The sequence below is a fragment of the Pseudoalteromonas sp. MEBiC 03607 genome, assembly GCF_004792295.1.
GTDB lineage: Bacteria > Pseudomonadota > Gammaproteobacteria > Enterobacterales > Alteromonadaceae > Pseudoalteromonas > Pseudoalteromonas lipolytica_C.
In genome coordinates, this window is record NZ_SRRY01000001.1 from 1,854,229 (window position 1) to 1,880,410 (window position 26,182).

General features: G+C 41.1%; 25 protein-coding genes, 1 tRNA gene and 1 pseudogene. 15 read left to right on the top strand and 12 right to left on the bottom strand.

The features are described from left to right. The first annotated feature begins 117 nt into the window (after positions 1-117). Together E5N72_RS08495 and E5N72_RS08500 are read left to right on the top strand one after the other, a co-directional pair. On the top strand, positions 118-861 hold the full coding sequence (locus E5N72_RS08495; protein WP_135924069.1) for a sporulation protein: 744 nt from the start codon (positions 118-120) through the stop codon (positions 859-861). Between the two features lie 69 nt (positions 862-930). Next, positions 931-1,368 (top strand): GNAT family N-acetyltransferase, encoded by a 438-nt coding sequence (locus tag E5N72_RS08500; protein ID WP_135924070.1) that lies wholly within the window; start codon positions 931-933, stop codon positions 1,366-1,368. Between the two features lie 24 nt (positions 1,369-1,392). Here E5N72_RS08500 and E5N72_RS08505 read toward each other — a convergent pair whose 3' ends face one another. The 6 genes from E5N72_RS08505 to E5N72_RS08530 form a co-directional block, all read right to left on the bottom strand. Further along, the gene (locus tag E5N72_RS08505) at positions 1,393-2,745 is read right to left on the bottom strand and encodes a sodium-dependent transporter (RefSeq protein ID WP_135924071.1); all 1,353 of its coding nucleotides are present in this window, start codon (positions 2,743-2,745) and stop codon (positions 1,393-1,395) included. Between the two features lie 172 nt (positions 2,746-2,917). Then, entirely contained in the window at positions 2,918-4,207 is a 1,290-nt protein-coding gene (locus E5N72_RS08510; RefSeq protein ID WP_135924072.1) for an ATP-binding protein, read from the bottom strand. Positions 4,208-4,213: 6 nt separating this feature from the next. Next, complete coding sequence (locus E5N72_RS08515) at positions 4,214-4,921, bottom strand: response regulator transcription factor (RefSeq protein ID WP_135924073.1); 708 nt, start codon at positions 4,919-4,921, stop codon at positions 4,214-4,216. A 16-nt stretch (positions 4,922-4,937) separates the two neighbouring features. Further along, positions 4,938-5,336: a DUF3019 domain-containing protein gene (locus tag E5N72_RS08520; RefSeq protein WP_135924074.1), complete on the bottom strand. Its 399-nt coding sequence runs from the start codon at positions 5,334-5,336 to the stop codon at positions 4,938-4,940. Beyond that, positions 5,326-6,165 carry a MipA/OmpV family protein gene (locus E5N72_RS08525; RefSeq protein ID WP_135924075.1) on the bottom strand — a complete coding sequence of 280 codons (840 nt, stop codon included), beginning with the start codon at positions 6,163-6,165 and terminating at the stop codon, positions 5,326-5,328. Before E5N72_RS08525 ends, E5N72_RS08520 begins: the two co-directional genes overlap by 11 nt. Before the next feature lie 169 nt (positions 6,166-6,334). Continuing rightward, entirely contained in the window at positions 6,335-7,138 is an 804-nt protein-coding gene (locus E5N72_RS08530) for a hypothetical protein (protein WP_135924076.1), read from the bottom strand. 115 nt (positions 7,139-7,253) lie between these two features. On the opposite strand from E5N72_RS08530, the gene E5N72_RS08535 reads away from it, so the two are divergent. After that, positions 7,254-8,405 carry a serine hydrolase domain-containing protein gene (locus tag E5N72_RS08535; RefSeq protein ID WP_135924077.1) on the top strand — a complete coding sequence of 384 codons (1,152 nt, stop codon included), beginning with the start codon at positions 7,254-7,256 and terminating at the stop codon, positions 8,403-8,405. 97 nt (positions 8,406-8,502) lie between these two features. Here E5N72_RS08535 and yhbY read toward each other — a convergent pair whose 3' ends face one another. Beyond that, the gene (gene yhbY / locus E5N72_RS08540) at positions 8,503-8,799 is read right to left on the bottom strand and encodes a ribosome assembly RNA-binding protein YhbY (RefSeq protein ID WP_135924078.1); all 297 of its coding nucleotides are present in this window, start codon (positions 8,797-8,799) and stop codon (positions 8,503-8,505) included. Between the two features lie 89 nt (positions 8,800-8,888). On the opposite strand from yhbY, the gene rlmE reads away from it, so the two are divergent. The 8 genes from rlmE (at position 8,889) to E5N72_RS08580 (ending at position 16,290) form a co-directional block, all read left to right on the top strand. Then, positions 8,889-9,518 (top strand): 23S rRNA (uridine(2552)-2'-O)-methyltransferase RlmE, encoded by a 630-nt coding sequence (gene rlmE / locus E5N72_RS08545; protein WP_135924079.1) that lies wholly within the window; start codon positions 8,889-8,891, stop codon positions 9,516-9,518. A gap of 57 nt (positions 9,519-9,575) precedes the next feature. Then, positions 9,576-11,525, top strand: coding sequence for an ATP-dependent zinc metalloprotease FtsH (ftsH, locus tag E5N72_RS08550; protein ID WP_171040388.1), 1,950 nt, complete (start codon positions 9,576-9,578; stop codon positions 11,523-11,525). Between the two features lie 98 nt (positions 11,526-11,623). Continuing rightward, entirely contained in the window at positions 11,624-12,472 is an 849-nt protein-coding gene (folP, locus tag E5N72_RS08555; RefSeq protein ID WP_135924081.1) for a dihydropteroate synthase, read from the top strand. Beyond that, the gene (gene glmM, locus E5N72_RS08560; protein WP_135924082.1) at positions 12,465-13,820 is read left to right on the top strand and encodes a phosphoglucosamine mutase; all 1,356 of its coding nucleotides are present in this window, start codon (positions 12,465-12,467) and stop codon (positions 13,818-13,820) included. The genes folP and glmM overlap by 8 nt, the downstream gene beginning before the upstream one ends. A 69-nt stretch (positions 13,821-13,889) precedes the next feature. Continuing rightward, entirely contained in the window at positions 13,890-14,639 is a 750-nt protein-coding gene (gene tpiA, locus E5N72_RS08565; RefSeq protein ID WP_135924083.1) for a triose-phosphate isomerase, read from the top strand. 1 nt (position 14,640) lies between these two features. Next, a complete protein-coding gene (gene secG / locus E5N72_RS08570; RefSeq protein WP_135924084.1) occupies positions 14,641-14,988 on the top strand; it encodes a preprotein translocase subunit SecG in 348 nt (115 codons plus the stop codon). Positions 14,989-15,065: 77 nt separating this feature from the next. Then, positions 15,066-15,150, top strand: a tRNA-Leu gene (locus E5N72_RS08575). 195 nt (positions 15,151-15,345) lie between these two features. Beyond that, entirely contained in the window at positions 15,346-16,290 is a 945-nt protein-coding gene (locus tag E5N72_RS08580) for a general glycosylation pathway protein (RefSeq protein WP_135924085.1), read from the top strand. A gap of 22 nt (positions 16,291-16,312) precedes the next feature. On the opposite strand, the gene E5N72_RS20600 is transcribed toward E5N72_RS08580, so the two are convergent. Both E5N72_RS20600 and E5N72_RS08585 read right to left on the bottom strand, forming a co-directional pair. Then, the gene (locus tag E5N72_RS20600) at positions 16,313-16,465 is read right to left on the bottom strand and encodes a hypothetical protein (RefSeq protein ID WP_168246724.1); all 153 of its coding nucleotides are present in this window, start codon (positions 16,463-16,465) and stop codon (positions 16,313-16,315) included. Continuing rightward, positions 16,465-17,307 carry a VOC family protein gene (locus tag E5N72_RS08585; RefSeq protein ID WP_135924086.1) on the bottom strand — a complete coding sequence of 281 codons (843 nt, stop codon included), beginning with the start codon at positions 17,305-17,307 and terminating at the stop codon, positions 16,465-16,467. Before E5N72_RS08585 ends, E5N72_RS20600 begins: the two co-directional genes overlap by 1 nt. A gap of 348 nt (positions 17,308-17,655) precedes the next feature. On the opposite strand from E5N72_RS08585, the pseudogene E5N72_RS08590 reads away from it, so the two are divergent. Continuing rightward, positions 17,656-19,918: pseudogene (locus tag E5N72_RS08590) on the top strand (TonB-dependent receptor). A 42-nt stretch (positions 19,919-19,960) separates the two neighbouring features. Here the strand turns inward: E5N72_RS08590 and E5N72_RS08595 are convergent. Next, complete coding sequence (locus tag E5N72_RS08595) at positions 19,961-20,329, bottom strand: hypothetical protein (protein ID WP_135924088.1); 369 nt, start codon at positions 20,327-20,329, stop codon at positions 19,961-19,963. Positions 20,330-20,373: 44 nt separating this feature from the next. Between E5N72_RS08595 and E5N72_RS08600 the strand changes: the two genes are divergently transcribed. Together E5N72_RS08600 and ggt are read left to right on the top strand one after the other, a co-directional pair. After that, entirely contained in the window at positions 20,374-20,940 is a 567-nt protein-coding gene (locus E5N72_RS08600; protein WP_135926257.1) for a GNAT family N-acetyltransferase, read from the top strand. A gap of 64 nt (positions 20,941-21,004) precedes the next feature. Then, positions 21,005-22,663 carry a gamma-glutamyltransferase gene (gene ggt / locus E5N72_RS08605; RefSeq protein ID WP_135924089.1) on the top strand — a complete coding sequence of 553 codons (1,659 nt, stop codon included), beginning with the start codon at positions 21,005-21,007 and terminating at the stop codon, positions 22,661-22,663. A gap of 62 nt (positions 22,664-22,725) precedes the next feature. Here ggt and E5N72_RS08610 read toward each other — a convergent pair whose 3' ends face one another. Next, positions 22,726-23,928, bottom strand: coding sequence for an aromatic amino acid transport family protein (locus E5N72_RS08610; protein WP_135924090.1), 1,203 nt, complete (start codon positions 23,926-23,928; stop codon positions 22,726-22,728). Between the two features lie 405 nt (positions 23,929-24,333). Here E5N72_RS08610 and E5N72_RS08615 point away from each other — a divergent pair, with 405 nt between their 5' ends. Further along, positions 24,334-25,239: a DMT family transporter gene (locus E5N72_RS08615; protein WP_135924091.1), complete on the top strand. Its 906-nt coding sequence runs from the start codon at positions 24,334-24,336 to the stop codon at positions 25,237-25,239. 24 nt (positions 25,240-25,263) lie between these two features. On the opposite strand, the gene E5N72_RS08620 is transcribed toward E5N72_RS08615, so the two are convergent. Next, positions 25,264-26,142 (bottom strand): OmpA family protein, encoded by an 879-nt coding sequence (locus E5N72_RS08620; protein WP_135926258.1) that lies wholly within the window; start codon positions 26,140-26,142, stop codon positions 25,264-25,266. Between the last annotated feature and the right edge of the window lie 40 nt (positions 26,143-26,182).

The window sequence follows — 26,182 nt, forward strand, 5'->3', positions numbered from 1 at the left end:
TTGATTAATCCGTCAAAAGCACCATTTTTTCGCTGACAATAGCTTTTAATTGTGGTTAAGATGCAATAACGAAGGAATTTAAGTCGTCTTTTATTAAAGTTGGCTTAAGGAGAAAAGATGTTTAAGAAAATCCTTGCATCAGTAGGTATTGGTGCAGCTAAAGTTGACACTGTACTTGAGACAGAGCACTTGCAACCAGGTCAAAAGTTCAACGCTATGATTGTGATCAAAGGCGGTGATGTTGATCAAGAAATTGCTGGTTTAGATTTGGCGCTTATGACGCGTGTAAAAGTTGAAAGCGAAGAAGGCGATTATTTTACCAATCATGTCATTGAAAAGTGGCGTATTCCAGATATTGGTATTATCAGTGCCGGTGCAGAAAAGCATATCCCGTTTGAAGCACGACTACATTCTGAAACCCCAATAACAGAAATCAATGCCGGCTATAATCAATCCCATGTCTGGCTTGAGACAGGTTTAGATATTGATTTAGCACTCGACCCTACGGATCGTGATGCCTTACACATTTATCCTAATGATGCTGTTAGTACATTAATGGAAGCAATGGATAGGCTTGGTTTCAATTTAGTTAAAGCAGATGTTGAAAAAGGTTATTTGCGCGCACCTACTTTTCAATCTCATTCAGGCTGCTACCAAGAGCTTGAGTATCGACCAAACAGTCGAAGCTTATTTGGCTTACAAGAGATTGAATTATCATTTGTTCCTGAAGCTCATAAAACACATGTGCTAATTGAGCTTGACCGTGCCTTTAGAGGTGATGGTTATGTGGATTTAACTATTGAGCATGATCACGTAAATCTATCCCAGTTATGTGACCAGCTTGAACGATTATTTGCTTAAAGACTAACGACTAAATAGTTAGTTAAAACCCAGCTAAGGCTGGGTTTTTTGTCTTCGAAAAGGAGCGTTATGTATATTGTTAAAAGTTATGAAGAACTCAGTAAAGATGAGTTGCTCGCAATTTTACGTTCAAGGGTAGACGTATTTGTAGTAGAACAAAACTGTCCTTACCCGGAAATTGACGATGTTGATAATGATGAATTAACTCAGCACGTATTTTTATTCAGAGAGCAGCAACTTGCAGCCTATGCACGTTGTTATAAGAAAAATGAGCAGTATAGTGCATTTGGTCGTGTGCTGGTTGCGCAGCAATTTCGCGGTGAAGGGTTAGCGACTAAACTCGTGCAAATGGCAATTGATACCTGTCTAGAACACTGGCCTGATAAAGCAATTATAATTGGGGCTCAATGCTACTTAACAGGGTTTTATCAGCAGTTTGGCTTTGAGAATGTGGGTGATGATTATTTAGAAGATGGTATTCCACATCAAGATATGTGTCTGAGGTAGCCAAATGGCTACCTCAGCAATGTGTTAACTTAACAGTGAGTTTGCAAACACGAGTGAGATGGCAAGTGGGCAAATGAACTTGATATACCATGGCCATACTTTCCAGAAGAAGCTATTCGCAACATCAGGGCAGCCTTGCTGAATTTCTTTTAATAAAGATGCTCTATGCCAGATCCAGCCTACAAAAATACAGCACATTAAGCCAAGAATTGGTTGGCCAATTTTAGTGGTTAAAGTTATTACAAAGCCAAATAGCGTCCCTAGATTAAACACTATCGTAAAACTTATCAGTGCAATAATACCGCCGATGATCCAAGTTGCTTGCACACGCTTCAAAGCAAAGCGTTCAACAGCATAAGACACTGGGGCTTCTAGCATTGAAATTGATGAAGTTAATGCGGCGATGCTCATCAAAGCAAAGAAAGCAAAGCCAACAAAAATACCCACATCTCCCATACTTGTAAACAGGGCAGGTAATACCTGAAACACCAAGGTATCTTCAGAAAGTAATGCGCCTTCAGGCGAAAATATCTGTACGCCTTGTGCTTGTGCTACATACATTGCAGGGATAATTAATAAACCGGCTACAAAAGCAATAAACACGTCAATAAGCGTTACATATGCACCTAGCGATACAAGGTTTTCTTTTTTACTGATGTATGAGCCATAAATAATCATCACACTTGTACCGAGCGATAGTGAGAAGAATGCTTGGCCTAAAGCATTAACAAGTAGCTCAGGATTTAAAATTGAAGAAAAGTCAGGCACTAAATACGCTTTTAAGCCAGCAATAGCCCCATCTTGCGTCATTACATAAATGATCAGCATGAACAAAATGCCTAGCAATGCAGGCATTAAGCGCTTTGACCACTTTTCGATGCCGTTTTCTACACCTTTCGAAATAATTGACACGGTCAAAATGATAAAAGCAGCTGTGAATATTAAGTTTCTTGATAGTGACTGCTCACTTAACCAAGTGCTTGCTTGGGCTTGTCCAGATAACTGTGCGACAGGCTCTAAAGTAGCACTTAGCATCCAGCCTGCAACAATAGCATAAAAGCTTAAGATAAGGCCCGCACAGATAATGCCACCAAACCCAACCATAAATGCAAATTTCTTTTGCCACTGATGATTAGTCACTTTTCTAAGCGAACTGACAGCATTAGCTTGCCCATGACGACCAATAACTAGCTCTGCCATTAATGCAGGATAAGCTAAACAAAACGCCAGTACTAAATAGGCAACCAAAAAAGCGGCACCGCCATTACTTGCTGTTTGTGTTGGGAAGCCCCAAATGTTTCCTAGGCCAACGGCAGAGCCCGCTGCAGCCATTATAAATCCAAAGCGGGAGCTGAACTCCCCACGTGATGCGCTCATATTATTTTACTTCTCTATCTTTGACGGCGCTGACAATCTACTTGAATTAACATCAAATAAAAAGAGTTAATCTAGGTCAAATTCGTTCTATATATTGTTATCTTTGAAGTCAGCGTACATTTCGTGCAATTGTTCTCTACAATACGAGACAATTAACATAATTAAAACATATTTAAAGGCTTTTATTTTGAATTGAAAGAGTAAAACAAGCGCCTCCGAGCTGTTTGCTCTTTGTAACGCTGACAGTGCCGTGGTGCCAGTCAGCAACTTTAGCGACAATGGCTAAACCTAGTCCATAACTTTCACCATCTCGATTACGATGAGTCTGCTCTTGGAAAAATGGACTGAATACTTTATGCCAGTTTTTTGGATCTATTCCCGGACCATCATCTTCAATTGTAAAAATAACCTGATTTCCAGCTTGTTTAGCGGAAATCAGAATTTCTGATGTCGCAAAATCACAAGCGTTGCTCAATAAGTTAACGATTGCTCTGGCTAACCAGTGTAGATCGGCACATACAGCGCCAGGTTCGATTTGTTGCTGAATGCGAAGCTGACGTTGCTCTAGTTTAGGTTCTAGTTGGTGAACTAAAGTAAGGGTATAACTATCAAGATCTGACTCATTAAAAGTGAGCTGATTCGCTTTTTGTTCTAGTGTGGCAAAAGCAAGGTAGCTTTTTAGCATCGACTCCATTTGATCAAGATCTTGCTCCATACGGGCAAGGTACTCCAGACGTTTTTGTTCGTTTGGACTATCTTGTGCTGCCTCTAATCCAAACCGTAAACAGGCAATAGGTGTTCGTATATCATGCGATAAACTTGACGCCATCAACTTGTTTTCTTCAAGTAGCTTTTCTATCTGGCTTGCCATGCGGTTAAAGGTTAGCTCGACATCCTTGATATAAGTAAAATGTGATACATGAATGCGGCTTTTCAAGTCACCTTTAGCAAAACGTTGCGCCGCGTCATTTAACACCGATAAGCGCTTTGCTAATGGAGTAATGATAAAACCCATGAACACACAAAGCCCAGCATAAAAAAGCATAGTTAGTAACACATCGTTACCTTGTTCATGGCTATGGTCTTTCATTAAGCGCATTTTTAAATGGTGTGACCCTAAGTTTGGTTCACTGTAAAGCAAGTAATAACCTTGTTGATCTTCGAGAATAAGCCCGCTTGGTTGCTTAATTTGTGCAAGTAATGATTGAGGTAAAGCAAGCGATTGGGTTGGCCTGTATTCCAGCTGAACAGTAAAGTCATCACTAAGTTGCTTGATAGCTTGTGGGCGTTGACTGGGTGAAATTGCTGCTAATTGTTTTGCAAAACCTTTTATCATTTGGGTTTCGCTATAAAAAACGTCATGAGGCGTTTGGGTTTGCTGACTGAACGCATCAATAAGCCAACCCAAAATGATAATTGAAAGGAGTGCACTGCCTAATAAGGAAAGGTAAAACTTTTTCACACGCGTTTACTGCCACGCTGTCGAAACAAGCAAATAGCCTTTGCCCCAGATCGTTTTAATTTTTTCTGGGTGTTGTGGATCATCATTAAACTTTTTACGTAAAGACGAGATGAGCACATCGACACTTCTGTCTAAACCATCATACTCTCTGCCTTTCGTCGCCTTAAATACGGCGTCTCGTGATACCACTTGGCCTGCATTACTGGCAAGGTAATGTAATAATAAATATTCTGCACTTGAAATATGAACTTCATCTTCGCCAAAGTACACAGTACGTGATTCTGTATTGATAGTGAGTTTACCAACATTGATTGTGGTACTTTCTTTGCTGGTATCTTGCGAGTCAGTTTTAGAGCGCAATGCGGCTTTTATGCGCGCGAGCAGAGCACGAGGACGCACAGGCTTCATCATGTAATCACTAGCGCCTACTTCAAGACCAATCACTTCATCCATTTCTTCGTCGCGTGCTGTCAGCATGATAATAGGAGCCTGATAGAACTGCCTTAAATCACGACAAACACTAATGCCGTCTTGACCGGGTAGCATTATATCGAGTAACACTAAGTCAGGAGCTGTTTTACGTACCTGCTCAACAACGAGGTCGCCTCGTGAACAAATAGTGGTTTTATAACCTTGTTCAATTAAGTATTCGGCCACCCAATTGGCGAGTGAAATATCATCTTCAACTAATAATATTGTTCCGTAATGTTCCATTATTTACTCCAAACGGTTAGAACAGTCGCCAACGGCGTTTCTTTTGACGATTTTTATAAACCCACTGTAATTGTATTTCAGTGGTGGCAACGACTTTGCCGTTGTCACTATTAATAAGTTCAAAGCCAATTGTTTCTGCTGAGTCGAATTCGTAGCGAAATAAACCCTTTTGTTGCATCAGCCAGCATTGAATGATGTGTTTGCTTTGTTCGTTGCGTAAGCAATAATTGCCTATGCTCTGTTGTTGCCAACTAATGTCTACATCGGCGTAACAGCTTCTGCCCTCACGAAGTGCAACACAGGTGTCAGGTAATGCAACCAAAGCATTAGCTTTAGTATCAACGGATTGTTGTTCTTGCGCATGTAATGAGGCAGAAAACCCGAACGCTATGATGAAATAATACTTAAAAGACATAGCGCACGCCTACCTTGGCTTTATGCTGATACTGTTGTGAAATAATAGGGCTTTGGTGAATATCACTAGAAAACCAAGTAGACAGCCAGCCTGTTAAGAACACCCAATGTCTGTTAAGCGGATATTCGGCATGAAATTCAAAGATCAGGCTATAAGAGGTATCAGGGCGATAAATAGGGCGGTTTGCAAGTGCTTCTGATTCTGAAATACCAAAATAATAATTAGTAAAGTCTTCAGAATAGGCACTTAAGCCAACACCAGAACGAAACTCCCAGTTTCGCCATGGAATAATTTGGCTATAAAACGAATTCATTACCCAGCCATTATGTGTGCCGGAAACATCTTGTAAATACTCAAATGAAATTTGCGAGTTTTCAAAGCGGCGAGATAAACGCAAGCCAACATCAAAATCGTAATTTCTATTTTTTATCCCTGCTAGTTCATCGATGACATCGTCACCATAAAAGGCGAGACCCGTTTCATCAAAACCAGACTGAATGTTTGTACCGACTAAATCAAGACCCCATTCAAATTTGTCAATCAAGCTATAGCCCATAGTTAGGCCACCACTTAATTGGCTTTGGTCATAATCGAGGTAAAACTTTTCATACGATATTGCAAGGTGAATGTCTGGCTCAAAACCATCATTGTATGAATCCATGCCTACTAGGTAAGAGTCTTCGATGTAATAACCAGCTCCAATGCCCCAGTCCCAAGCAAAGCCTTGGCTTGGCTCCAAAGTGTTGTCAGCATAATAGCGATTACTGGCATGGCTTGATGCAGCGAAAAACCACAAGCAAAGTACTAAAATGGTGGCGTAAACTCGCAATGTCTCATCCTTGTTTCGAAAAAGTAATGTCGTAAGAGGATATAGTATATTGTTATCGAGTTCCTGTAATCTGTAAAAAAATGTAGGTGAGGGCTTAGATGTGTAAGAAAGTGTTACGAGTACTAAAAGATAGGCTGTTTGTTTATGGGTAAAACAAACAGCCTAGATGTTATTGTACTTTAATCTTATCGAGCAGGATGCTGCTGAGGTAATATTGCATCATAGGTGTTAGAGCACTAATTTCAGTGCGATTACACGGACCTTGTTGCTTTGTTAATGAACTCATACGCATCACAGTTTGGTAAGGCGGTACCTGTACTTTTTTGTTAATGCGCTCTAGACGAGCTTGTTCAGTATTTTGTGCATGAATAAAGCTGGCAACTTCTAGCTCATTTTTAATAGTTTGCTGTTGCTCTACACGATAAATAAGAGGCTCACGGTGAAAGCTCGCGCTGTCGATTGAAGATTTTGCAAACCAGACCACATCTCCGGTCTTTTTATGCGTTAGACGCATGCTTACTTGTGCCAAAATAGTTGCGCATTGTTGAGTTGGATATTGCGCAGCAACATCTGCAAACAATGGAAATGCTTTATCGGGCTTAACTAGCTGATATTCAGTATCATCAACCAAATCTAAATCAAGCTGATGAATCGACAAAGCGTAATCAGCTTCATCACCTTCTATTACTTTTAATTGTTTTTCGATTAAAGCATCTGAAATTTGTTTATAAAGAGTGTCAGTAACACTCGTTTTGTCGGCAATAATAGTAACAGTCTGATTCTTTTTAACGGCATGGGCTGGCAATTGAACAGACTTAACTTTAGGAGCTTCGTGCTCTGTTTGATACTCAATTTGAAAGTATTGGCTTTGCAGTGTCGGTTTTTTTGGCATAGTTAAAAGCGGTGCTGGTTCTGGTTTTAAAGCGCAACCAACTGAGATAAAACAAAAAATCAAAACAAAAAGAAAGCGCATATAGTATAATCTACCCATAAAAAATAAAGATTAAGCGTATTGTACGTTAGTCGAAGCAAAAGTTCATGATATTATGTTATGAGAAACTTCCTAAACGAATTTAAAAAAATAACTAATGAAGTACAGTTTACGTTTTATTCCTTTCTTTTTTCTCCTTCTTATTCAGCTTTTTTCAAGTCGGTATGCACTTGCTAGTGATCAGCAATGGCAAACATTCGTCAATGATTATAATAAATATTTAACCCGCAAGTTAACAAGTAAAGGTATTCCTGGCGGTTCATTGGCGATTGTGAAGATAGGAGAAGAGGATTTCATCAAAGGGATTGGGCGAACAAAAATAAAGGATGGTCGCAGGGTAAACCAACATACTCGGTTTCGTTTAGCTTCGGTGTCAAAAACTTTTGCAGGTTCACTTACTGCAAAACTTGCGGCACAAGGCGAATTTAATATTGATGATCCAATTAGTAAATTTATTCCTGAGTTTTCAAATACCGTCTACAAAGATGATTTAAAAATTTATCATATATTGAGTCATTCAAGTGGCTTGGTGCCGAATGCCTACGATAACTTAATTGAGTCACGGATGAGTTATCCCGACATTGTTGAACGTTTATTAGCAGTAGAGCCAATTTGTAAGCCTAGTGAGTGCTATGGCTATCAAAATGTGATGTTTAGTTTAATTGATTCAGTAATTTTAAAATCAACTCAAATGGATTATTCCCACTGGATCACTGAATATATTTTTGCGCCACTAAAAATGAATGATGCCAGCGTTGGTTTTGAAGGCATGGTAAAAGATGAAAACTATGCGCATCCACATGTGCGTGGCAGAAAGCGTTGGTATACATCACGTTTAAAGAAAAATTATTATAAGGTGCCAGCGGCAGCAGGTGTAAATGCAAGCGCCAGTGATATGGCAATATGGCTAAACGCCCAATTAGGGCAATTCCCTGATGTGCTGCCACTGGATGCGCTGATCAAACAAACACGCCCTTATACGCATACCAAAAAGGAAACTCGCCGCAGAGTATGGCGAGAGCACGTAAATGATGCGTTTTACGGATTAGGGTGGCGTATTTATGACTATGATGACGAAGTACTTTATTACCATAGTGGCTGGGTGCAAGGTTATCGTAGCGATCTTGTGGTGTTTCCACATTTGAATATTGGCTTTAGTCTAGTGTTGAATGCCGAAACGGGTTTGATTAATGAATTAACAACTGAGTTCATTAATCGGGTACTTAAATACACTCGTGCAGAAAAATAGCAAGCGACTCATGTTTGGTTACAAAATAAAATCGATTCAGAATATAGAAAAGCCAGCGAGTAACGCTGGCTTTTATTTTTAAATTGCCGATACGGACTTAGCCGCGTGGTAATTGAATTTTTTTATCTTCGCTTTGACGATACAGTACAATTGTGTGACCAATTGTTTGAAGCTTCTCTGCTTTAGTCTCGCGAACAATCGCATCAAAAATCAATGCTTTAGTTTCACGATCATCAGTAGGTACCTTAACCTTGATTAATTCGTGAATGTCTAAAGCGCTGTCAATCTCAACCAAAACACCTTCGGTTAAACCGTTAGCACCAAGTAATACAACAGGTTTTAAACTGTGTGCTTGACCTTTTAAAAACTGCTTTTGTTTGTTCGATAATTTCATGTTGTTACAAATTTTGCTGAATATGGCTTGAATTAAGGGTATTCTAACGCCATCTAGAGAATATTACTAATTAGTTACGTATTAATTTTATGGCAAATAAAAAACATTCAGCCAGTTCTAAGCGTTGGCTGAAGGAACATTTCGACGATCCTTATGTTCACGAAGCGCAAAAGAAAGGCTGGCGTTCTCGTGCGGTATTCAAATTAGACGAAATTCAAAACAAAGATAAATTAATCAAACCATCAATGACGGTGGTTGATTTAGGTGCGGCTCCAGGTAGTTGGTCACAATACTTAGCAGAAAAAGTAGGTGATAATGGTCAAGTTATTGCGTGTGATATCCTACCAATGGATTCGCTAGCAGGTGTCGACTTTTTGCAAGGCGACTTCCGTGAAGAAGCCGTGCTTGATGCGTTATTAACTCGTATTGACGGAAAAAATGTTGATGTGGTGTTTTCTGACATGGCACCAAATATGAGCGGCAATACATCTGTTGACCAAGCTGGTAGTATGTACCTAGTAGAACTCGCGTTGGATATGTGTCACCAAGTTTTAAAGAAAAACGGCGCATTTTGTGTCAAAGTATTCCAAGGCGAAGGATTTGATCAATACTTGCAGGACGTACGTAATAGCTTTAAAGCGGTAAAAATTAGAAAGCCCGATGCTTCGCGTGCCCGTTCTCGGGAAGTTTATATAGTGGCGACAGGCTACAAACTGTAGTACAGTTGTGCAGCGTTAAGTTGAATTTAAATTAATTGGATACAAGAGGTTAACCCCTTGAGCGATATGGCGAAAAATCTAATACTCTGGCTGGTCATTGCAGTAGTGCTAATGTCAGTGTTTCAGAGCTTTAATGGTGGTGATCAAGTTGATCGCCAAACAAGTTACACTCAGTTTGTAAGCGATGCTCGTAGCGGCGCTATTCAAGAAGTTTCAATCGAAAGCACAACAGGTACTATTACTGGCACCAAAACAAACGGTGAGCGCTTTCAAACTATCATGCCAATGTATGATAAAGACATTTTGAACGATTTATTAAAAAGCAATGTCAATGTGAAAGGTGTAAAGCCTGAAGAGCAGTCTTTCCTCGCCAGCATTTTAATCTCTTGGTTCCCAATGTTACTGCTTATTGGTGTATGGATTTTCTTCATGCGTCAAATGCAAGGTGGTGGCGGTAAAGGCGCGATGTCTTTCGGTAAGAGCAAAGCGCGCCTGATGAGTGAAGACCAAGTTAAAACTACTTTTGCTGATGTTGCTGGTTGTGACGAAGCAAAAGAAGATGTAACTGAGCTGGTTGACTTCTTACGTGACCCATCTAAATTCCAAAAGCTAGGTGGTAGCATCCCGAAAGGCGTACTAATGGTAGGTCCTCCGGGTACAGGTAAAACGTTACTTGCAAAAGCCGTTGCAGGTGAAGCAAAAGTGCCGTTTTTCACAATCTCAGGTTCTGATTTCGTTGAAATGTTCGTTGGTGTTGGTGCATCACGTGTACGTGACATGTTCGAGCAAGCGAAGAAAGCCGCACCGTGTATCATCTTTATCGACGAAATTGATGCGGTAGGCCGTAAACGTGGTGCCGGCATGGGTGGTGGTCACGATGAGCGTGAGCAAACACTTAACCAAATGCTTGTAGAGATGGACGGTTTTGAAGGTAACGAAGGTATTATCGTTATCGCAGCCACCAACCGCCCTGATGTATTAGACCCAGCGTTATTACGTCCTGGTCGTTTTGACCGTCAAGTTGTTGTTGGTTTACCAGACATTCGCGGACGTGAACAGATCCTAAAAGTACATATGCGCAAAGTACCACTAGGTGACAACGTAGAAGCGGCTGTAATTGCACGTGGTACGCCAGGTTTCTCTGGTGCTGATCTTGCTAACTTAGTTAACGAAGCTGCGCTATATGCTGCACGTGGTAACAAGCGTGTAGTAAGCATGGCAGAGTTTGATGCAGCAAAAGATAAAATCATGATGGGTGCAGAGCGTAAGACCATGGTGATGAGTGAGCAAGAAAAAGAAATGACTGCTTACCACGAAGCGGGGCACGCGATTGTTGGTCGTATGGTGCCTGAACATGACCCTGTGTATAAAGTATCGATTATCCCTCGTGGCCGTGCACTGGGTGTCACTATGTACTTGCCAGAGCAAGACCGCGTGAGTCACTCAAAAGAGCTGCTGGAGTCAATGATTTCGAGTCTTTATGGTGGCCGTATCGCTGAAGCTTTAATCTATGGCGAAGACAAAGTAACAACGGGCGCAAGTAACGATATTGAACGTGCAACTGATATTGCCCGTAAAATGGTTACTCAGTGGGGTCTAAGTGAAAAGCTAGGTCCATTACTTTATGCTGAAGATCAAAACGAAATGTACATGGGTGGCGGTGGTAGCCGTGCTATGAGCATGTCAGATGAAACAGCTAAAGTTATCGATAGTGAAGTGCGTTTGTTCTCAGACCGTAACTACCAACGTGCTGAGCAAATATTAAAAGATAACATCGACATTCTTCATGCGATGAAAGATGCACTTATGAAGTACGAGACGATTGATGCGGGTCAAATTGATGACTTAATGGCTCGTAAGCCAGTTCGTGAACCTCGTGATGTTCATGACCGTCGTCCAGATGACAAAAAATCTTCGGCTCCGAAAGTAGAATCGGCCCCCGAAGAGACAAAAAGCGAAGATTCAGTAAAAAAGGATGAAACAAACCTTGATGACAAAGCTGAATAATCGCTAAAATAGAAAAAGCAAAAGCCCCGCATGCCGGGGCTTTTTTGTAGCAGAAAACAATACTGTATTTTTTGCCATGGAAGCAGTAAAGGTGATCGATGACCGCTATTAAATTACCCCGAGGTCGCACTTTACACCTCGACGACCCTATTGTAATGGGGATTTTAAACGTAACCCCTGACTCTTTCTCAGATGGCGGCAACTACTGTCAGCTCGACAGCGCTGTCAAACAAGCGCAAGCTCTTCTAAATCAAGGCGCAAAAATTATTGATATTGGTGGCGAATCCACTCGCCCAGGCGCACCTGATGTGTCTTTAGATGAAGAGCTAAAACGCGTAATCCCATTGGTTAAAGCACTTAGGCAAAGTAGCGATTGCATTATTTCTATAGATACCAGTAAAAGCGAAGTGATGCGTCAAGCTATTATTGCCGGTGCAGATATCATAAATGATGTAAGAGCGTTGCAAGAACCTGGGGCTATAGATGTACTTGCTGAGTACCCAGATGTGGCTATTTGTTTAATGCATATGCAAGGGCAGCCACGAACTATGCAAAGTAATCCGGTATATACTGATTTATTTGCAGACATAAATCGTTTTTTTGCCGAGCGTATTGCAGCATGCGAGCAAGCGGGTATTCAGAAACATCGAATTATACTGGATCCAGGTTTTGGATTTGGAAAAACACTGGCTCATAACTATCAAATCCTTGATAGGTTTGATGAGTTTAATCAATTTAATCTACCAGTGTTAGCAGGCTTATCACGCAAATCAATGATAGGTAACTTATTAAAAAGAGACACGAGTGAGCGTTTAGCAGGCAGCTTAGCGGGAGCATTAATTGCGGCCCAAAATGGCGCTAAAATTATTCGTGTACATGATGTATTAGAAACAGTCGATGTGCTTAGCGTATGGCAAGCATGTAAGAAAGGAATTACAAATGAGTAAAACAAGAAAATATTTTGGCACGGATGGCGTTCGTGGCATGGTTGGGGAGTTTCCAATCACCCCTGAATTTGCTTTAAAACTAGGCTGGGCTGCTGGTCGTGTACTATCAAAAATTGGCACCAAGAAAGTTATAATTGGTAAAGATACTCGTATCTCAGGTTATATGCTGGAAACATCGCTTGAAGCAGGTTTAATTGCGGCGGGTATTGATGTTGTTCTTTTGGGCCCTATGCCGACACCTGCTGTTGCTTATTTAACACAAACATTCCGTGCTGAAGCGGGCATTGTAATTAGTGCATCGCATAATCCATATCATGATAACGGTATTAAATTCTTTTCAAGCAGAGGCTTAAAGCTACCTGATGAAGTTGAGCTTGAAATAGAAGCTATGATGGATGAGCCTATGACCTGTGTTGCCTCAGACAAACTAGGTAAAGCTCGCCGTTTAGAAACAGCGGATGGTCGCTATATTGAGTTTTGTAAAAGCCAATTTCCACAAGGCCTGTCATTAGAAGGGTTAAAAATTGTGCTTGATTGTGCCAATGGCGCTACATACCACATTGCTCCTTCGGTAATGCGTGAGCTAGGCGCAGAGGTTATTTGTCATGCTTGCGAGCCAAATGGGGTAAATATCAACTTAGAGTGTGGTGCAACCCATGTTGAAACTCTTAAACGCAAAGTATTAGAACATAATGCTGATGTGGGTATTGCTTATGACGGTGATGGTGACCGCGTAATGATGGTTGATCACAATGGCAGAGTTTTTGATGGTGATGATATTGTTTACATCATTGCATGCCAAGCTGCTAATGACGATATTCTAGGTGGTGGTGTTGTTGGCACCGTTATGTCAAATATGGGTCTGGAGAATGCCCTAAAAGCGCGCGGTATTGGTTTTGCTCGTAGTAAAGTGGGCGATCGCTACGTGATGGAGCTTTTACAAGAAAAAGGCTGGAAAATTGGTGGTGAGAGTTCAGGGCACGTATTGAATTTAGACCTGATCAGTACGGGTGATGGTATTATCTCGAGCTTACAAGTACTCGCAGCTATGGTCGCGCAAAATAAAACATTACAAGATCTAGGCGCTGGCTTTACAAAATACCCAATGAAAATGATCAACGTACGTTACCCTCAGGGCACAGATCCAACACAAGCTCAGGCTGTTATCGATATGGTTGCTGAAGTTGAAGCGCAACTAGGAGATACAGGACGAGTGTTACTACGAAAATCAGGGACTGAACCTGTTGTTCGCGTGATGGTTGAAGCTGAGCAAGAGAAAATTGTCCTTGATAGTGCTCAAAAAATTGCCGCAGTTGTTGAATCTGTGAGCAAACAAACCGTGGTATAACAATAACCTCTTGTAACTTAGGGCAAGTCGAGTTAGTATCTTGCCCGCTTTCTAATGTGGAGTGGAAATATGGCAGCACGTAAGCCGATGGTAGCAGGTAACTGGAAAATGAACGGCTCATTAGAGCTTGTTGAACAGCTATCTAGCGCTATTAAAGATGTTCAATCGGATGAACTTGATATTGTGGTTTTTCCACCATTCCCATTAATTAACGCTGTAACTCAGCAAGATGTTGTGGTTGGTTCACAAACTGTTTCTGAGAACCAAGCAGGTGCATTTACCGGTGAAGTAGATGCGCAACTGGTTAAAGATTTAGGTGCAACATACACACTTGTTGGACACTCTGAACGTCGTAGTATTTATGGCGAATCAGATGAGGTTGTGGCAGATAAATTTGCTCGTGCGCAAGATGTTGGTTTAACACCGGTACTATGTGTTGGTGAAAGTGAACAGCAACGTGAAGCAAATGAAACCGAATTAGTGGTTGCAGCACAAATTGATGCTGTAATTAACAAATTAGGTGTAGCAGCACTGAAGAATTCTGTGGTAGCATACGAGCCCGTTTGGGCCATTGGCACAGGTAAGACTGCCTCACCTGAGCAAGCGCAAGCTGTTCATAAGTTTATCCGTGAGAAAATTGCTTCTTTAGATGATGACTTAGCACAGCAATTAACCATCTTATATGGTGGTAGCGTGAATGAAAAAAATAGCGAATTATTATTTGCACAACCAGATATTGACGGTGGCCTAATTGGTGGCGCAAGTCTAAAAGCAGACTCATTTACTGCAATCTGCGAAAGTGCAAAAGGGACCGTATAAGATGTACGAAATTTTATTAGTAGTTTATTTAATTGTTGCTTTAGCTCTAGTTGGTATGGTTTTAATCCAACAAGGTAAAGGCGCAGATATGGGTTCATCATTTGGTGCAGGAGCTTCTGCAACCGTGTTTGGCTCATCTGGTGCTGGTAACTTCATGACTAAAACAACCACAATCTTAGCAACAATTTTCTTTGTGCTAAGTATTGTTCTAGGCAACCTAACAGCTGGTCAAATTAAAAAGACTGATGAGTGGGAAAACCTAGAAGCTGCGCCAGCTGTTGAAACTGTTACTCCTGCACAAAACGATGTGCCGGTAACAGAAGAAAAGAGCTCTGACGTACCAAATTAATTGGCTTAGGCTAATACCTGTTAAGCTGTTTTCATTCCTCAAGTAAACAAAAAGCTTAACAACATACAGAATTGTATGCGGATGTGGTGGAATTGGTAGACACGCCATCTTGAGGGGGTGGTGGCTTCGGCCGTGGGGGTTCAAGTCCCCCCATCCGCACCAAAATTAAAAAGCCGTAACACAGTGTGTTACGGCTTTTTTCGTTTTAGTGCTTTATACAACACACGATGCACTTTTTTAGTGCCATTATTCTAATTTTATATCGTTATTTTTTATATCAAGCTGATTATTATCGCTTTTTAAACTTGGAGCACACCTTGCTTACTTAGTTGTATCTATTCTCTTAAGGATACAATGATGGCGAGAATGAGTTATCTCAGTGCAATTGAGCGATATGAAGAACAACAATTGCTGATACACAATTTACTACTGTCTATTTTAGCGAGTGTGCAAGCTTCAATCACCAACGAACAAGACTATCAGCAACTTGTAAAACAGTATCCGTTCTTAGAGTTACAGTATTGCTTAAATGAGCAAGGTATTCAGCTCGGTGATAATGTCTGCTTTAAACGTCAGTACAAGAAGCATTTGGCGCATAAAGGAGCAGGGCAGGATTTAAGCGCTAGGCCTTATTTTTTATTAGTGTCGAGCGCTCCTGAGGCACATTTCACCTCTCCTTATATCTCGACAGCAACTAGGCATTTATGTATTTCTGCAATTAAACCGGTCGAAAAGAAACAAGGGGGCCATTATTTTCTTGTGATAGATGTCTGCTTAACTGAGCTGGTTGAATTTATTATGGGTGATACTAAACGTGCAAGCATGACCGCTTACTTTAAAGCTGGCTACGGCTTAATTGTTGGTTGTTTGTTTTGTTTAGTCTTTTATTTACTCTACCAAGTATTCATCGGTATGCTAGAACTGTTAATGAGTGAGCAGCCTCATTCTGATCCATTAAAACCTTTTACAATCATCATTTTCGTTACTCTTGCTTTAGCCATTTTTGATTTAGGAAAAACAATTCTCGAGGAAGAAATTTTGATGCATAAAGATATCTTCCGCCATAGCTCGACTCGCCGCACTATCACGCGTTTTATTTCAACTATTCTGATTGCAGTATCGATTGAGGCATTATTAACTATGTTCAAGGCTGCGCTTGGTCAAACTGAGTATGTTATTCCTGCTGTGCTGATGATGTTTGCTGTGGCGGGGCTGTTATTGGCTTTAGCTATTTATGTTTATTTAGGTGCAAAAGCTGAAGACGTGCTTTCGCACGTCCAGCGTTTAAAGATAAAACATTAATTAAGGGCGGAGACTTTTATTTTTAAAGCGTCCCGCCAATGCCAATACTTGGGTTTACATAGACAGGCCCAACTTTAAAAGGGGCATTAATATCAAGGCTAGCATAAGGTGTGCATGCATTTAGTAGCACTAAGGTGGCTGCTAGCGTGGCTATTTTTAGAATGCGTTTTTTCATTACATTTGCTCCTGAATTACAATACCTGCGCCAGCAGGATCACGAATAATGGCTACACTGCCATTTCGCACTTGTTGAGTCGGCGCCATAAGAACTACACCACCTGCGGCTTTTACTTTAAGGAGTGTGTCGGAAATATTGGCAACTTTAATGTAGTTAACCCAGGTATTGCCAATGTTAGTGTCAGGCTTTTTAACAAAACCAATAGCCGGTTTATTATCGGCTGTTAGATATTTATAGTTATTCTCACCCAGTGTTTTAGTCTGAACAGAATAATTGCCAAGCGATTGATAAAAAGACTGACTTTGCTCAGGGTTGTCAGTCCAGACTTCTTGCCATATCCAACGATTATCACTGTATGTAGCAGCTGGGTCACCATTAACTGTGTTGATCAAAGAAAATACCGCGCCTTGCGGATCTTCTAATACTGCTATGCTGCCTCGTCCTTTAATTTCTGTACTAGCAATTAAAACTTTACCGCCAGCGGTGACTGTTTTTTCGCTTATTGCAGCGATATTGTCAGTACTTAACATGCTCAGCCAATGACTGGCATTTTGCTTATTATCAAGCTCAGCCATACCTGCAATTAATTGACCGTCTGAGGTAGCGAGTAAATAGCTGTCGTTAACCTGCTTAAACTGCCAACCAAACACATCGCCATAGAAGGCTTTAGATTGTGCTAAATCAGGGGTAATAAGATCGTGCCAAACTACATGACCAATATGCTTGGTACCTGTATCGCTAATAGCAGGTAGTTCGCTAGAGGTGAGTTGACAGCCTGTAAGTGAAATCGCAGTGGCTGCGGCTAAAATGGCAACACGCAAAGGGGTAGGTAATTTCAAAGTTTGCTCCTTGCAAAATGGGGTCAACTAAAAGCATAGACTATTTATTGTTTGTTATTCAATCAAAAGTAAGAGGAGTTAATGAAGATTTAATTGCTTTTAGCTAAGCGCTACAGGCTTACTTTCTATAAATTTTAACCTTGTCTGTTTGCATGCAAATTAATGGTGAGATCAAGGAAGGAGTTGTTTTGGGTAAAATTATGCTATTTGTAATACATATTAAGGAGGATGTTATTTAAAATTAATAAAAAATAAAATAATTATACATGTTTTCACAAAACTGACATATAATGCCCTTCCAGAGGAAAGATGCTTATAGCTAAGCGTCTTTTTTTATGCCTGAAATTTATGGGCGAAAATACACACACGGTATCCTTTGGAGTTTTAATTGAAATTACGTCATCTCTCACAGTTAACTGTGGCCATTGTTGCTGCATTATCTACTTCAGCGTTTGCTGAGCAAGAAAAAACCTCTGCTAAACAAGATGCTTTCGAGAAAATCGAAGTAACAGCGCGTAAGCGTACAGAAAGCATTTTTGAGTCGCCAACAGCGGTGACATCAATCGGTGAAAACCTGATTGATAAAGCAAACATGAGCAACCTAGAAGACATTGGTAAATACGTACCTAACCTAAACATCACCCGTTATGGCGTTGGTAATGCGGCCCATGCATCCGTGTTTATTCGTGGTATTGGTTTACAAGACCACGTGATCACAACCGATCCGGGCGTGGGTGTTTACCTAGACGGTGTTTACCTTGGTCGCCAAATGGGCTCAAACTTATCATTACCAAATGTTGAGCGTGTAGAGGTGTTACGTGGTCCACAAGGTACTTTGTACGGTCGTAACACATTAGGTGGTGCTGTAAATATTATTACTAAGCAACCAGGTGATGATGGCATTGTAACGACAACGGCAAAAGTAGGTAGCCGTGGCCGTTTAGCGGGTGACGTTTACTTTAATAACAGCCTCACCGACACTGTAAGCATGTCTGCAAGCGTGTCTTATAAGCAACGCGATGGTGTAGGTGAAGCGATTAACCTTGCTAACCCAGAAAAAGAAATCGGTGAAGAGCAAGAGTTAAGCGGTCGTATGGCGCTTAAATGGCAAGCAAGCAGCGACTTATCTTTTGTGTTCTCAATTGATGGTGTTGATAACGAATCAGGCCAATCACCATACACAATTGAATTAACAGCGCCACTGGATCCGAATGACCCATTCAATGGTGATTTCCCATTACTAACAGAAGATATGTTACCAAGCGATCCTGATGATTTAGCATCAACGGTAGCTGGTATTGAGTCGACAGCTTACTCAGGCTGGGGCACGTCTTTAACCGCTGATTGGGAAATCAATAATACCTACACAGCTAAGTTCATCACCAGCTACCGTAGCTCAGAGTATGAAGGTGGTCTTGATGATGACGCTGTAGCTCTTAACTTATCTGAATTCCCTGAAGAAGGTGGCGCAGATCAATATTCATTCGAAATCCAGTTAAACGGTAGCTTCGATAACATGGACTTTGTATCAGGCTTATACTTCTTTAATGAAGATGGTTTCACAAGCTCTGGCCCGTTTGTATTTAGCCCATTCAACACACCTGATGGCCTTTTGAATGATGGTACTACAGCGTCTTTTGGTGATTACGGTTACTTTGATATCAACCAAGAGACTAACTCATACGCGGCTTATATCAATGCAAGCTATGACCTAAGCGACGATTTAACGGTGGGCGGTGGTCTACGTTATTCGAAAGATAAAAAAGAAGCCGATGCCTTATTCCCAACGTTTGCGACACGTAAATACGTAAGTGCTGATTTTGATGCAGTAACATGGGATTTAAATGCGTCATACCAGCTTAGCAATAACATGAATGTGTATGGCCAAATCCAAAAAGGTTATCAAACAGGTGGTTTCCCACCGCGTCCATTTGGTGGTCCTGATCAATTTGTTTCTTTCGATGAAACCAAAGCTATTAACTATGAGCTAGGCCTTAAAGGTCAGGTACATGAAGATGTATCTATGATGCTTGCGGTGTTTGTTACTGACTACACAGATCTGGCATTACCATTCTCAGATCCAACTGCAGGTGGCGGTTTCGTTACTATCGTAGAAAATGCGGGTGAATCTAAAGCACAAGGTATCGAGCTTGAGACAACAATTGCATTTACTGATGACTTTACGCTACGTAGTGCTATTGGTTACCTAGATTCAGAAATCACAGAAGTAGATGACGGTGTATTAGGAATTGGTAAAGGTGATTCACCAGCACTAACACCACGTTGGACTGTGATGGTCGCACCTTCTTATTTCATTGATTTAAGTAACGGTGGCACAGTGGCAGTAAACGCAAACTACTCTTACCGTAGCGATATGCAAGGTCAATCAGTTTTCAACCAAAGTGAACACATTGATTCACGTGAATTAGTTGGCTTTAACATCTCTTACTTAAATCCGAACGGTGACTTTGAAGTGACTCTTTACGGTGAGAACGTGTTAAACGAAGTTTATGATGTAGGTCGCTTACAACAATCTGGCTTTGTTGGCGTGATGCGCAGCAACGACCGCAGCGAATTTGGCTTAAAATTCAAAAAAGAATTTGAGCTTTAATTACTAACAAAAAAGGGGCAAGTAAATACTTGCCCTTTCTTTTTAATTATTTTTCTCTTGTTCGCGCTTTTCGCGCGCTTCTCTTAATTCTTCAGCCAGTTCTTTTGCTTTTTGCTTGGTTTTTTCGGTAAGTTCACCTGCTGCTTCTTTGCTTTCAATCCATGCGTCTAAGGCAATTTCTTTACCGTCGTCATACATGTTTAAGCCCATTTTTTTACTCTCTTCGAGTAATTCTTGCAGCGAGTCATCATTAAACTCATTGGTGGCGTCTTTTACGTCGCCCCAAGCGTCATTAAGAGCTTGCTTTACTTCTTCTTTTGCTTCGCTAGCATCTTTCTTTGCTTGCTCGGCATCGTCACATCCTGTTAAGGTTATACAGCCTAATAAAACTAAGCTTGCTAATTTTTTCATAATTTTCTCTAATGGTTATCCAACTCCACAAGCAGTATAAACAAATAAAAATGAACATAGCTAGAACAACACGTTTAAGTTTTCGATTAATGGATGGCAATGATGCCGAGCTTTTATATGAGCTCGATAACGACCCAGAGGTAATGAAATATCTAACTCGTGGCAAAATATCCAGTATGCAGACTATCAAAGAGGTATTCATTCCACGCTTGGATGCATATCGTAATGAGCAAAAAGGGTGGGGGCTTTGGCAGGTAAATATCATCGAGAGCAATACATTTATCGGCTGGGTATTAGTACGGCCTATGGGCTTTTTTGAACAGCCCGATTACAGTGATTTAGAAATTGGTTGGCGCTTTAAACAAATGAGCTGGGGTAAAGGTTATGCGTCTGAGGCAGCATTAGCTGTTGCCCATGCGGTATGTCAGGATCCAACAGTTAAATCGCTCTCAGCGACAGCACTGAAGGATAACATCGGCTCTATTAAAGTGATGGAAAAGCTGGGGCTTAAATTTATTAAAAACTATAACCATACAGATGAGCACGGCCAATTACCTGCGGTGCTCTACTCTTGTCCAAAAGAGCAATTAACACCATTTGAACACAACTGATTGACCCAACCAGCTTTAACATGCGTAAATGGGTGAAAGTTTCATCAATAAAAAAGGAAGTTCTATGACTCATATAGTTAAGTATGCAGCGCGATTATGTTTCGTAGCCGTATTATTTTGTCATCAGTCACTACTTGCTAAGCAAGCAGCTGTGGCTATGCCTGATAGTTACAGCAGCGACACCGCTCGTGCCATTTTAGAGCAGGGTGGTAATGCAGTCGATGCAGCAATTGCTGCACAGTTCGTGCTAGCAGTTACTTTACCAGAAGCCGGTAATATTGGCGGTGGCGGTTTTATGCTGATCCAAAAAGATGGCAAGGGTGATTTTATTGATTACCGTGAGACGGCTCCAGCTGCTGCACACAGAGATATGTATCTTGATGAAAAAGGAAATGTCATCGATAACATGTCGGTATACGGTATTCACGCAAGTGGTGTACCGGGCAGTGTTGCAGGTATGTGGCTTGCGCATCAAAAGCACGGCAGTTTAGAGTGGAAAACTCTGCTAGAGCCTGCAGTTAAGTTAGCTGAGCAAGGTTTTGTGGTTCATCCAAAATTAGCCGCCAGTATTGAGCGTTACATTGCGCGAATGGCTAAGAAGTCGGTTAACATTAACTTTTCAGATTACTTTGCTGATGCCAAAGCAAACAAGGTTTTCAAGCAGCATGAACTTGCCGCCACATTAAAGCGTATTCGTGACCAAGGTAAAGCAGGCTTTTACGAAGGTGAGACTGCGAAAATCATTGCGACGTTTATGAAGCAACATGGTGGCATTATTACTGAGCAAGACTTAAAAGCTTATGAAGCTAAATCGCGTACACCAATTAAGGGTAACTGGCGTGGTTACGAAGTGCTCACATCGCCACCGCCAAGTTCAGGTGGTATTGCTATTTTACAGTGGCTAAAAATGTACGACCTTGCAAAGCCAAAAGGAACTCTTGAGCACAATTCAACAACCTATGTCCATATTTTGGCTGAAGTAGGTAAACGCGTATTCGCCGACAGAGCTGAATATTTAGGCGACCCAGATTTTTATGAAGTGCCAAAAACTGCATTGCTTGCAGATGATTATCTCACCAAGCGTGCAAGTACAATTCGTCCAGATGCCATTTCAACTACCGAGAACATCAAACCTGGTTTACACGAAAGTGAACAAACAACGCACTTTTCTATTCTCGATAAGTGGGGCAATGCGGTAGCGAATACCACGACGATAAACTTGAGCTTTGGGAGTGGCGTTGTTGTTTCTGGTGCAGGATTTATTTTGAATGATGAAATGGATGACTTTAGTGCCAAGCCAGGTGTGATGAATGTATTTGGTGCAATTGGTGGTAAAGCTAACGAAATACAACCACATAAACGCATGCTAAGCTCAATGACACCGACCATTCTACTTCAAGATAACAAAGTTAAAATGGTAACTGGTTCGCCGGGTGGCACCACGATTATTAGCTCTGTGTATGAGTCTATTTTAAATGCCATTGAATTTGATATGACCGCCGAACAGGTTGTAGATAGTCCTCGTTTTCATCACCAGTTATGGCCTAAAAATGTGATTCGATACCACACAGGTCTTGAACCAAAGGTTGTTAAAGCGCTTGAGAAGATGGGTTATACACTTGATGAACGCCATTTTGGTGATATGCATGTGATCATCAATAAAGACGGTAAATTAGATGCAGCCTCTGAAGCATCTGGCCGTGGTAAAGCGATGGTGTTTTAATTAAATCTTAAATCAGACACAAAAAAAGCACCCTCGGGTGCTTTTTTGATTTGATTAGTTGTTTAACCAATCGCTGGAATAAGTCCCGCCATTTGTAAACCTTGAGCACTAATAATAAGCACACCAAACAGGGCGGCTAGTGCTAAACCAATATTACCACCTTTAACTTGATAACCCGCGTCAGGCTTGCTGCTTCGTTGCTTGTAGACCATAGCAACCGGTAAAAATACCGCTAAAATAACCAGCGCAATGGCGGCGTAGCCAAGTGCCATAATAAACCCTTGTGGATAGAATAGCGCAAAGCCTAGCGGTGGAATAAAGGTGATCAAGGCTGTTTTGATACGATCTTTACTTCCATCACCTTTTTTAAATGCATCAGCAAAAAAGTCGAATAAACCTAAACTTACCCCTAAGAAAGACGTGGCCAACGCTAAATCAGCAAAAATGTTTACTGCTGTGGCAACATGCGGGCTGTGAGCAATGCTAGCGACACTACTTACGAATCCAGGTAACCCTTGGCTTTGTAGTAAATCGCTTTGACTCATCATGCCTTGGCTAAGTAACTGCCAAAAAATGTAAATCACTAAAGGCAGGGCTGCACCTGCCACCATCACTTTACGAAGTGTTTTGATATCTAAACCCACGTATTTCACAATCGACGGAATAGAGCCATGAAAACCAAATGAAGTAAATACCACCGGGATTGCAGATAAAATCAGACCTTGTTCAATCGGCATTTCAAGTAAGTGTTGACCGTGAACATATGGTGTCAGCATATAAAATAAGCTCGCTAGTACGCACACTTTAATAGTGAAAAGTACGCGGTTAAGTTTATCAACTTTACTAGTGCCGAGCGTAACCACCGTACCAATTACCACAGCCAGAATGACTGAACCAACTTGCGGCGCTAAAGACAGAGATAAACCAGAGTTAAGCTTTTCTTGTAATTGTGCACCGCCACCTGCGATATACGCCGCGCATAATGCGTAAAACAAAAACATCACTGAAAAGTTAGCCACCCATTGTCCACGTTTACCTAACCATGATTTAGCTAGGGTATTGAGGGTCGCATCTCTGTCGGCATATTGATGTAGCTCTAGCATCAATAATGCTGTGTAGGTCATTAAAACCCAAGTTAAAAAAATTAGTGATAACGCTGTTGTGAAACCAAGCCCTGCGGAGGCGATAGGCAATGCCAGCATCCCTGCACCTATGGTGGTGCCAGCAACAATTAACATGCTACCTATTGTTTTATTTTTAAGCACTTTTTGCCCCTTAAACTTCGTGAGAGGCAAGCAAGATATAACTTGTTTAACAAAACTTAAATAGTTTTGTTATAAATCAAAGAAATTAAATGTAACCTATGATTTACATGTGCAAACAGACTATTGAAAACGCCTAGAAACTTTATGGAAAATTGTCTGAGTTTTAGTGTTGACAAAATCACCATTTGGGTGGATTCTTAAGCTTCTTCAACTTACTTTTTAAATACCATGATGCAGCTAAACCAACGACCAACAAACAATTGTATGCGCCTGACCTCATCAGTCGTATGGTCTGTTATGTGCTGCGGTTAATTAAGTAAGTTTTACTAACCGCGTCCTAAGCGGTTGGTTATTTCTCTTTTAAATTCTCTTCCGCTTTTTTCGCCTTTTTAAAGGAATAAGCTTGTGCCTGTTAAAGCCTCATATTTTTTAATGGTGGTGATTTGGTCAACAACACCATTGGGTATTGTTTGGAGTAGTGAAACGGTAGCGCCGACCCTAGCCGTGTTTTTACGCATGCTGGTGGGACTGGTGTTGGCTGCCTTTGTCGTTGCTGTGGCTAATATCCGAGTGCCTTGGCATCGCCGCGCTTTGTTCCTCTATGGCTATTCGAGCATTGGTATTTTTGGTGGCATGTTATTAAGCTACATGGCCGCTAAAACGGTGCCTTCAGGGTTAATCTCATTGATGTTTGGTTTAGCGCCAATTTTGTCTGGCTTACTTGCGCAAAAGATCTTGAACGAACCTAAGTTCAGTGCGGTTAAGCTTGCGGCACTTGGTTGCGCCTTAATTGGCTTATTTTTAGTGAGTCAGCGCCATATTCAAGGTGGGGTAGAGCAGCTTAGTGGTCTGCTATATGTATTTATGGCAGTGTGCTTTTTTAGTTTAAGTGGCGTGATGATCAAACGGGTAAGAATTGCTATTCACCCAATGGCCACCACATTCGGTGCTTTAGTATTTGTAACGCCACTGTTTTTTATTACTTGGTTGCTGGTAGATGGCCAACTTAATAGCCAGATGTGGAGTGCAAAATCACTGTACTCAATTGTTTACTTAGGCGTGTTTGGCTCATTAATTGGTGCGCTGGCGTATTTTCATGTATTGCAAAAATTGAACGCGAGTACAGTAGCATTAACAACCTTGATCACACCGAGCTTTGCAATTGCTATAGGCGGCTTATTAAACGATGAACCAATAGATCAAGAGCTGGTAATTGGTGCAACGGTTATTATGATAAGCCTAGCGTTCTTCCAGTTTGGCGATAAATGGATAAAACGTTTTAAAGGTATCAAGCCATTAGAAATGGGTTAAAGCGAGTAGCCGCTATAGCGGCTACTACATTTTAGCAATTTGAATCACTAAACGGCGGTTTGTGTTCCGGCCAAGAATGTTGTCGTTACTGGCAACATGGCGTTTTTCACCATATCCTTCAGTATCAATTTTATTTTCATCAATACCTAAGCTAACTATATAGTCTTTAATCGCTTTTGCGCGCTTTTTAGATAATTCGAGGTTATTCCAGCGGCCGCCGTAACTATCGGTGTAAGACGAGATTGATATAGAGGCAATACTCGTATCGTACTTTAAGTATTCAGCTATTTTCTCCAAGCGCTTTTGCGATGTCTTAGTTAAGTTGCTGCTGTTTGGTTCGTAATTCATTACAGTGAACGAAATATCTTCGAAACTGTAGGGCAACATGGCATCGCGACATTGTAAAAATGCCCAGTAGGCTTGCTTGAAGTTAACACTTGATAAGCCAACGGCAATTTTGTCGGCACTGTTTTGCCAGTCTTGGTAATAAAATGTCGGTTGGTAACCTTTTTCAAGTTCTGTGAGCATCTCCCACGCAGTTTTATTACCCAGTTCGCCGTCAAACTTTCGTAACAGCTTCATATTAGCTAAATCACGGGCTGGGATGCCTGCACGCCAGTGTGGTGGCACTGCTTTTAAGCCAGCAATGCTGTAGTTATCTGGCCTAACAACCATATCAAGATTAAAGTTAATGTCTTTATTTTTACTGGCCGTGGTGCTAAAAATAGCCTCACCATAGTAAGGAACTTCATGATTTAATTGGCATTCTAAGCGAGATGTTTTAACCATATTCCAGTTAGAAGTATCTGCTGTTGCAGTGTACTCACGCATAGCTGCGCTTGTATGTGTGGCAGCAAATAGCGACATAAGACTTAAACTTAAAGGGAGTAATGAAAACTTCATCACGGTAAATCTCCAACAAATCATCAATGCCAATTAATTG

What these genes read in the sequence shown, in the direction of transcription:
- E5N72_RS08495 (WP_135924069.1), top strand. Translation starts at nt 118, where the DNA reads ATGTTTAAGAAAATCCTTGCATCAGTAGGTATTGGTGCAGCTAAAGTT.
- E5N72_RS08500 (WP_135924070.1), top strand. Translation starts at nt 931, where the DNA reads ATGTATATTGTTAAAAGTTATGAAGAACTCAGTAAAGATGAGTTGCTC.
- E5N72_RS08505 (WP_135924071.1), bottom strand. Translation starts at nt 2,745, where the DNA reads ATGAGCGCATCACGTGGGGAGTTCAGCTCCCGCTTTGGATTTATAATG.
- E5N72_RS08515 (WP_135924073.1), bottom strand. Translation starts at nt 4,921, where the DNA reads ATGGAACATTACGGAACAATATTATTAGTTGAAGATGATATTTCACTC.
- E5N72_RS08520 (WP_135924074.1), bottom strand. Translation starts at nt 5,336, where the DNA reads ATGTCTTTTAAGTATTATTTCATCATAGCGTTCGGGTTTTCTGCCTCA.
- E5N72_RS08530 (WP_135924076.1), bottom strand. Translation starts at nt 7,138, where the DNA reads ATGCGCTTTCTTTTTGTTTTGATTTTTTGTTTTATCTCAGTTGGTTGC.
- E5N72_RS08535 (WP_135924077.1), top strand. Translation starts at nt 7,254, where the DNA reads ATGAAGTACAGTTTACGTTTTATTCCTTTCTTTTTTCTCCTTCTTATT.
- yhbY (WP_135924078.1), bottom strand. Translation starts at nt 8,799, where the DNA reads ATGAAATTATCGAACAAACAAAAGCAGTTTTTAAAAGGTCAAGCACAC.
- rlmE (WP_135924079.1), top strand. Translation starts at nt 8,889, where the DNA reads ATGGCAAATAAAAAACATTCAGCCAGTTCTAAGCGTTGGCTGAAGGAA.
- folP (WP_135924081.1), top strand. Translation starts at nt 11,624, where the DNA reads ATGACCGCTATTAAATTACCCCGAGGTCGCACTTTACACCTCGACGAC.
- glmM (WP_135924082.1), top strand. Translation starts at nt 12,465, where the DNA reads ATGAGTAAAACAAGAAAATATTTTGGCACGGATGGCGTTCGTGGCATG.
- tpiA (WP_135924083.1), top strand. Translation starts at nt 13,890, where the DNA reads ATGGCAGCACGTAAGCCGATGGTAGCAGGTAACTGGAAAATGAACGGC.
- secG (WP_135924084.1), top strand. Translation starts at nt 14,641, where the DNA reads ATGTACGAAATTTTATTAGTAGTTTATTTAATTGTTGCTTTAGCTCTA.
- E5N72_RS08580 (WP_135924085.1), top strand. Translation starts at nt 15,346, where the DNA reads ATGGCGAGAATGAGTTATCTCAGTGCAATTGAGCGATATGAAGAACAA.
- E5N72_RS20600 (WP_168246724.1), bottom strand. Translation starts at nt 16,465, where the DNA reads ATGAAAAAACGCATTCTAAAAATAGCCACGCTAGCAGCCACCTTAGTG.
- E5N72_RS08595 (WP_135924088.1), bottom strand. Translation starts at nt 20,329, where the DNA reads ATGAAAAAATTAGCAAGCTTAGTTTTATTAGGCTGTATAACCTTAACA.
- ggt (WP_135924089.1), top strand. Translation starts at nt 21,005, where the DNA reads ATGACTCATATAGTTAAGTATGCAGCGCGATTATGTTTCGTAGCCGTA.
- E5N72_RS08620 (WP_135926258.1), bottom strand. Translation starts at nt 26,142, where the DNA reads ATGAAGTTTTCATTACTCCCTTTAAGTTTAAGTCTTATGTCGCTATTT.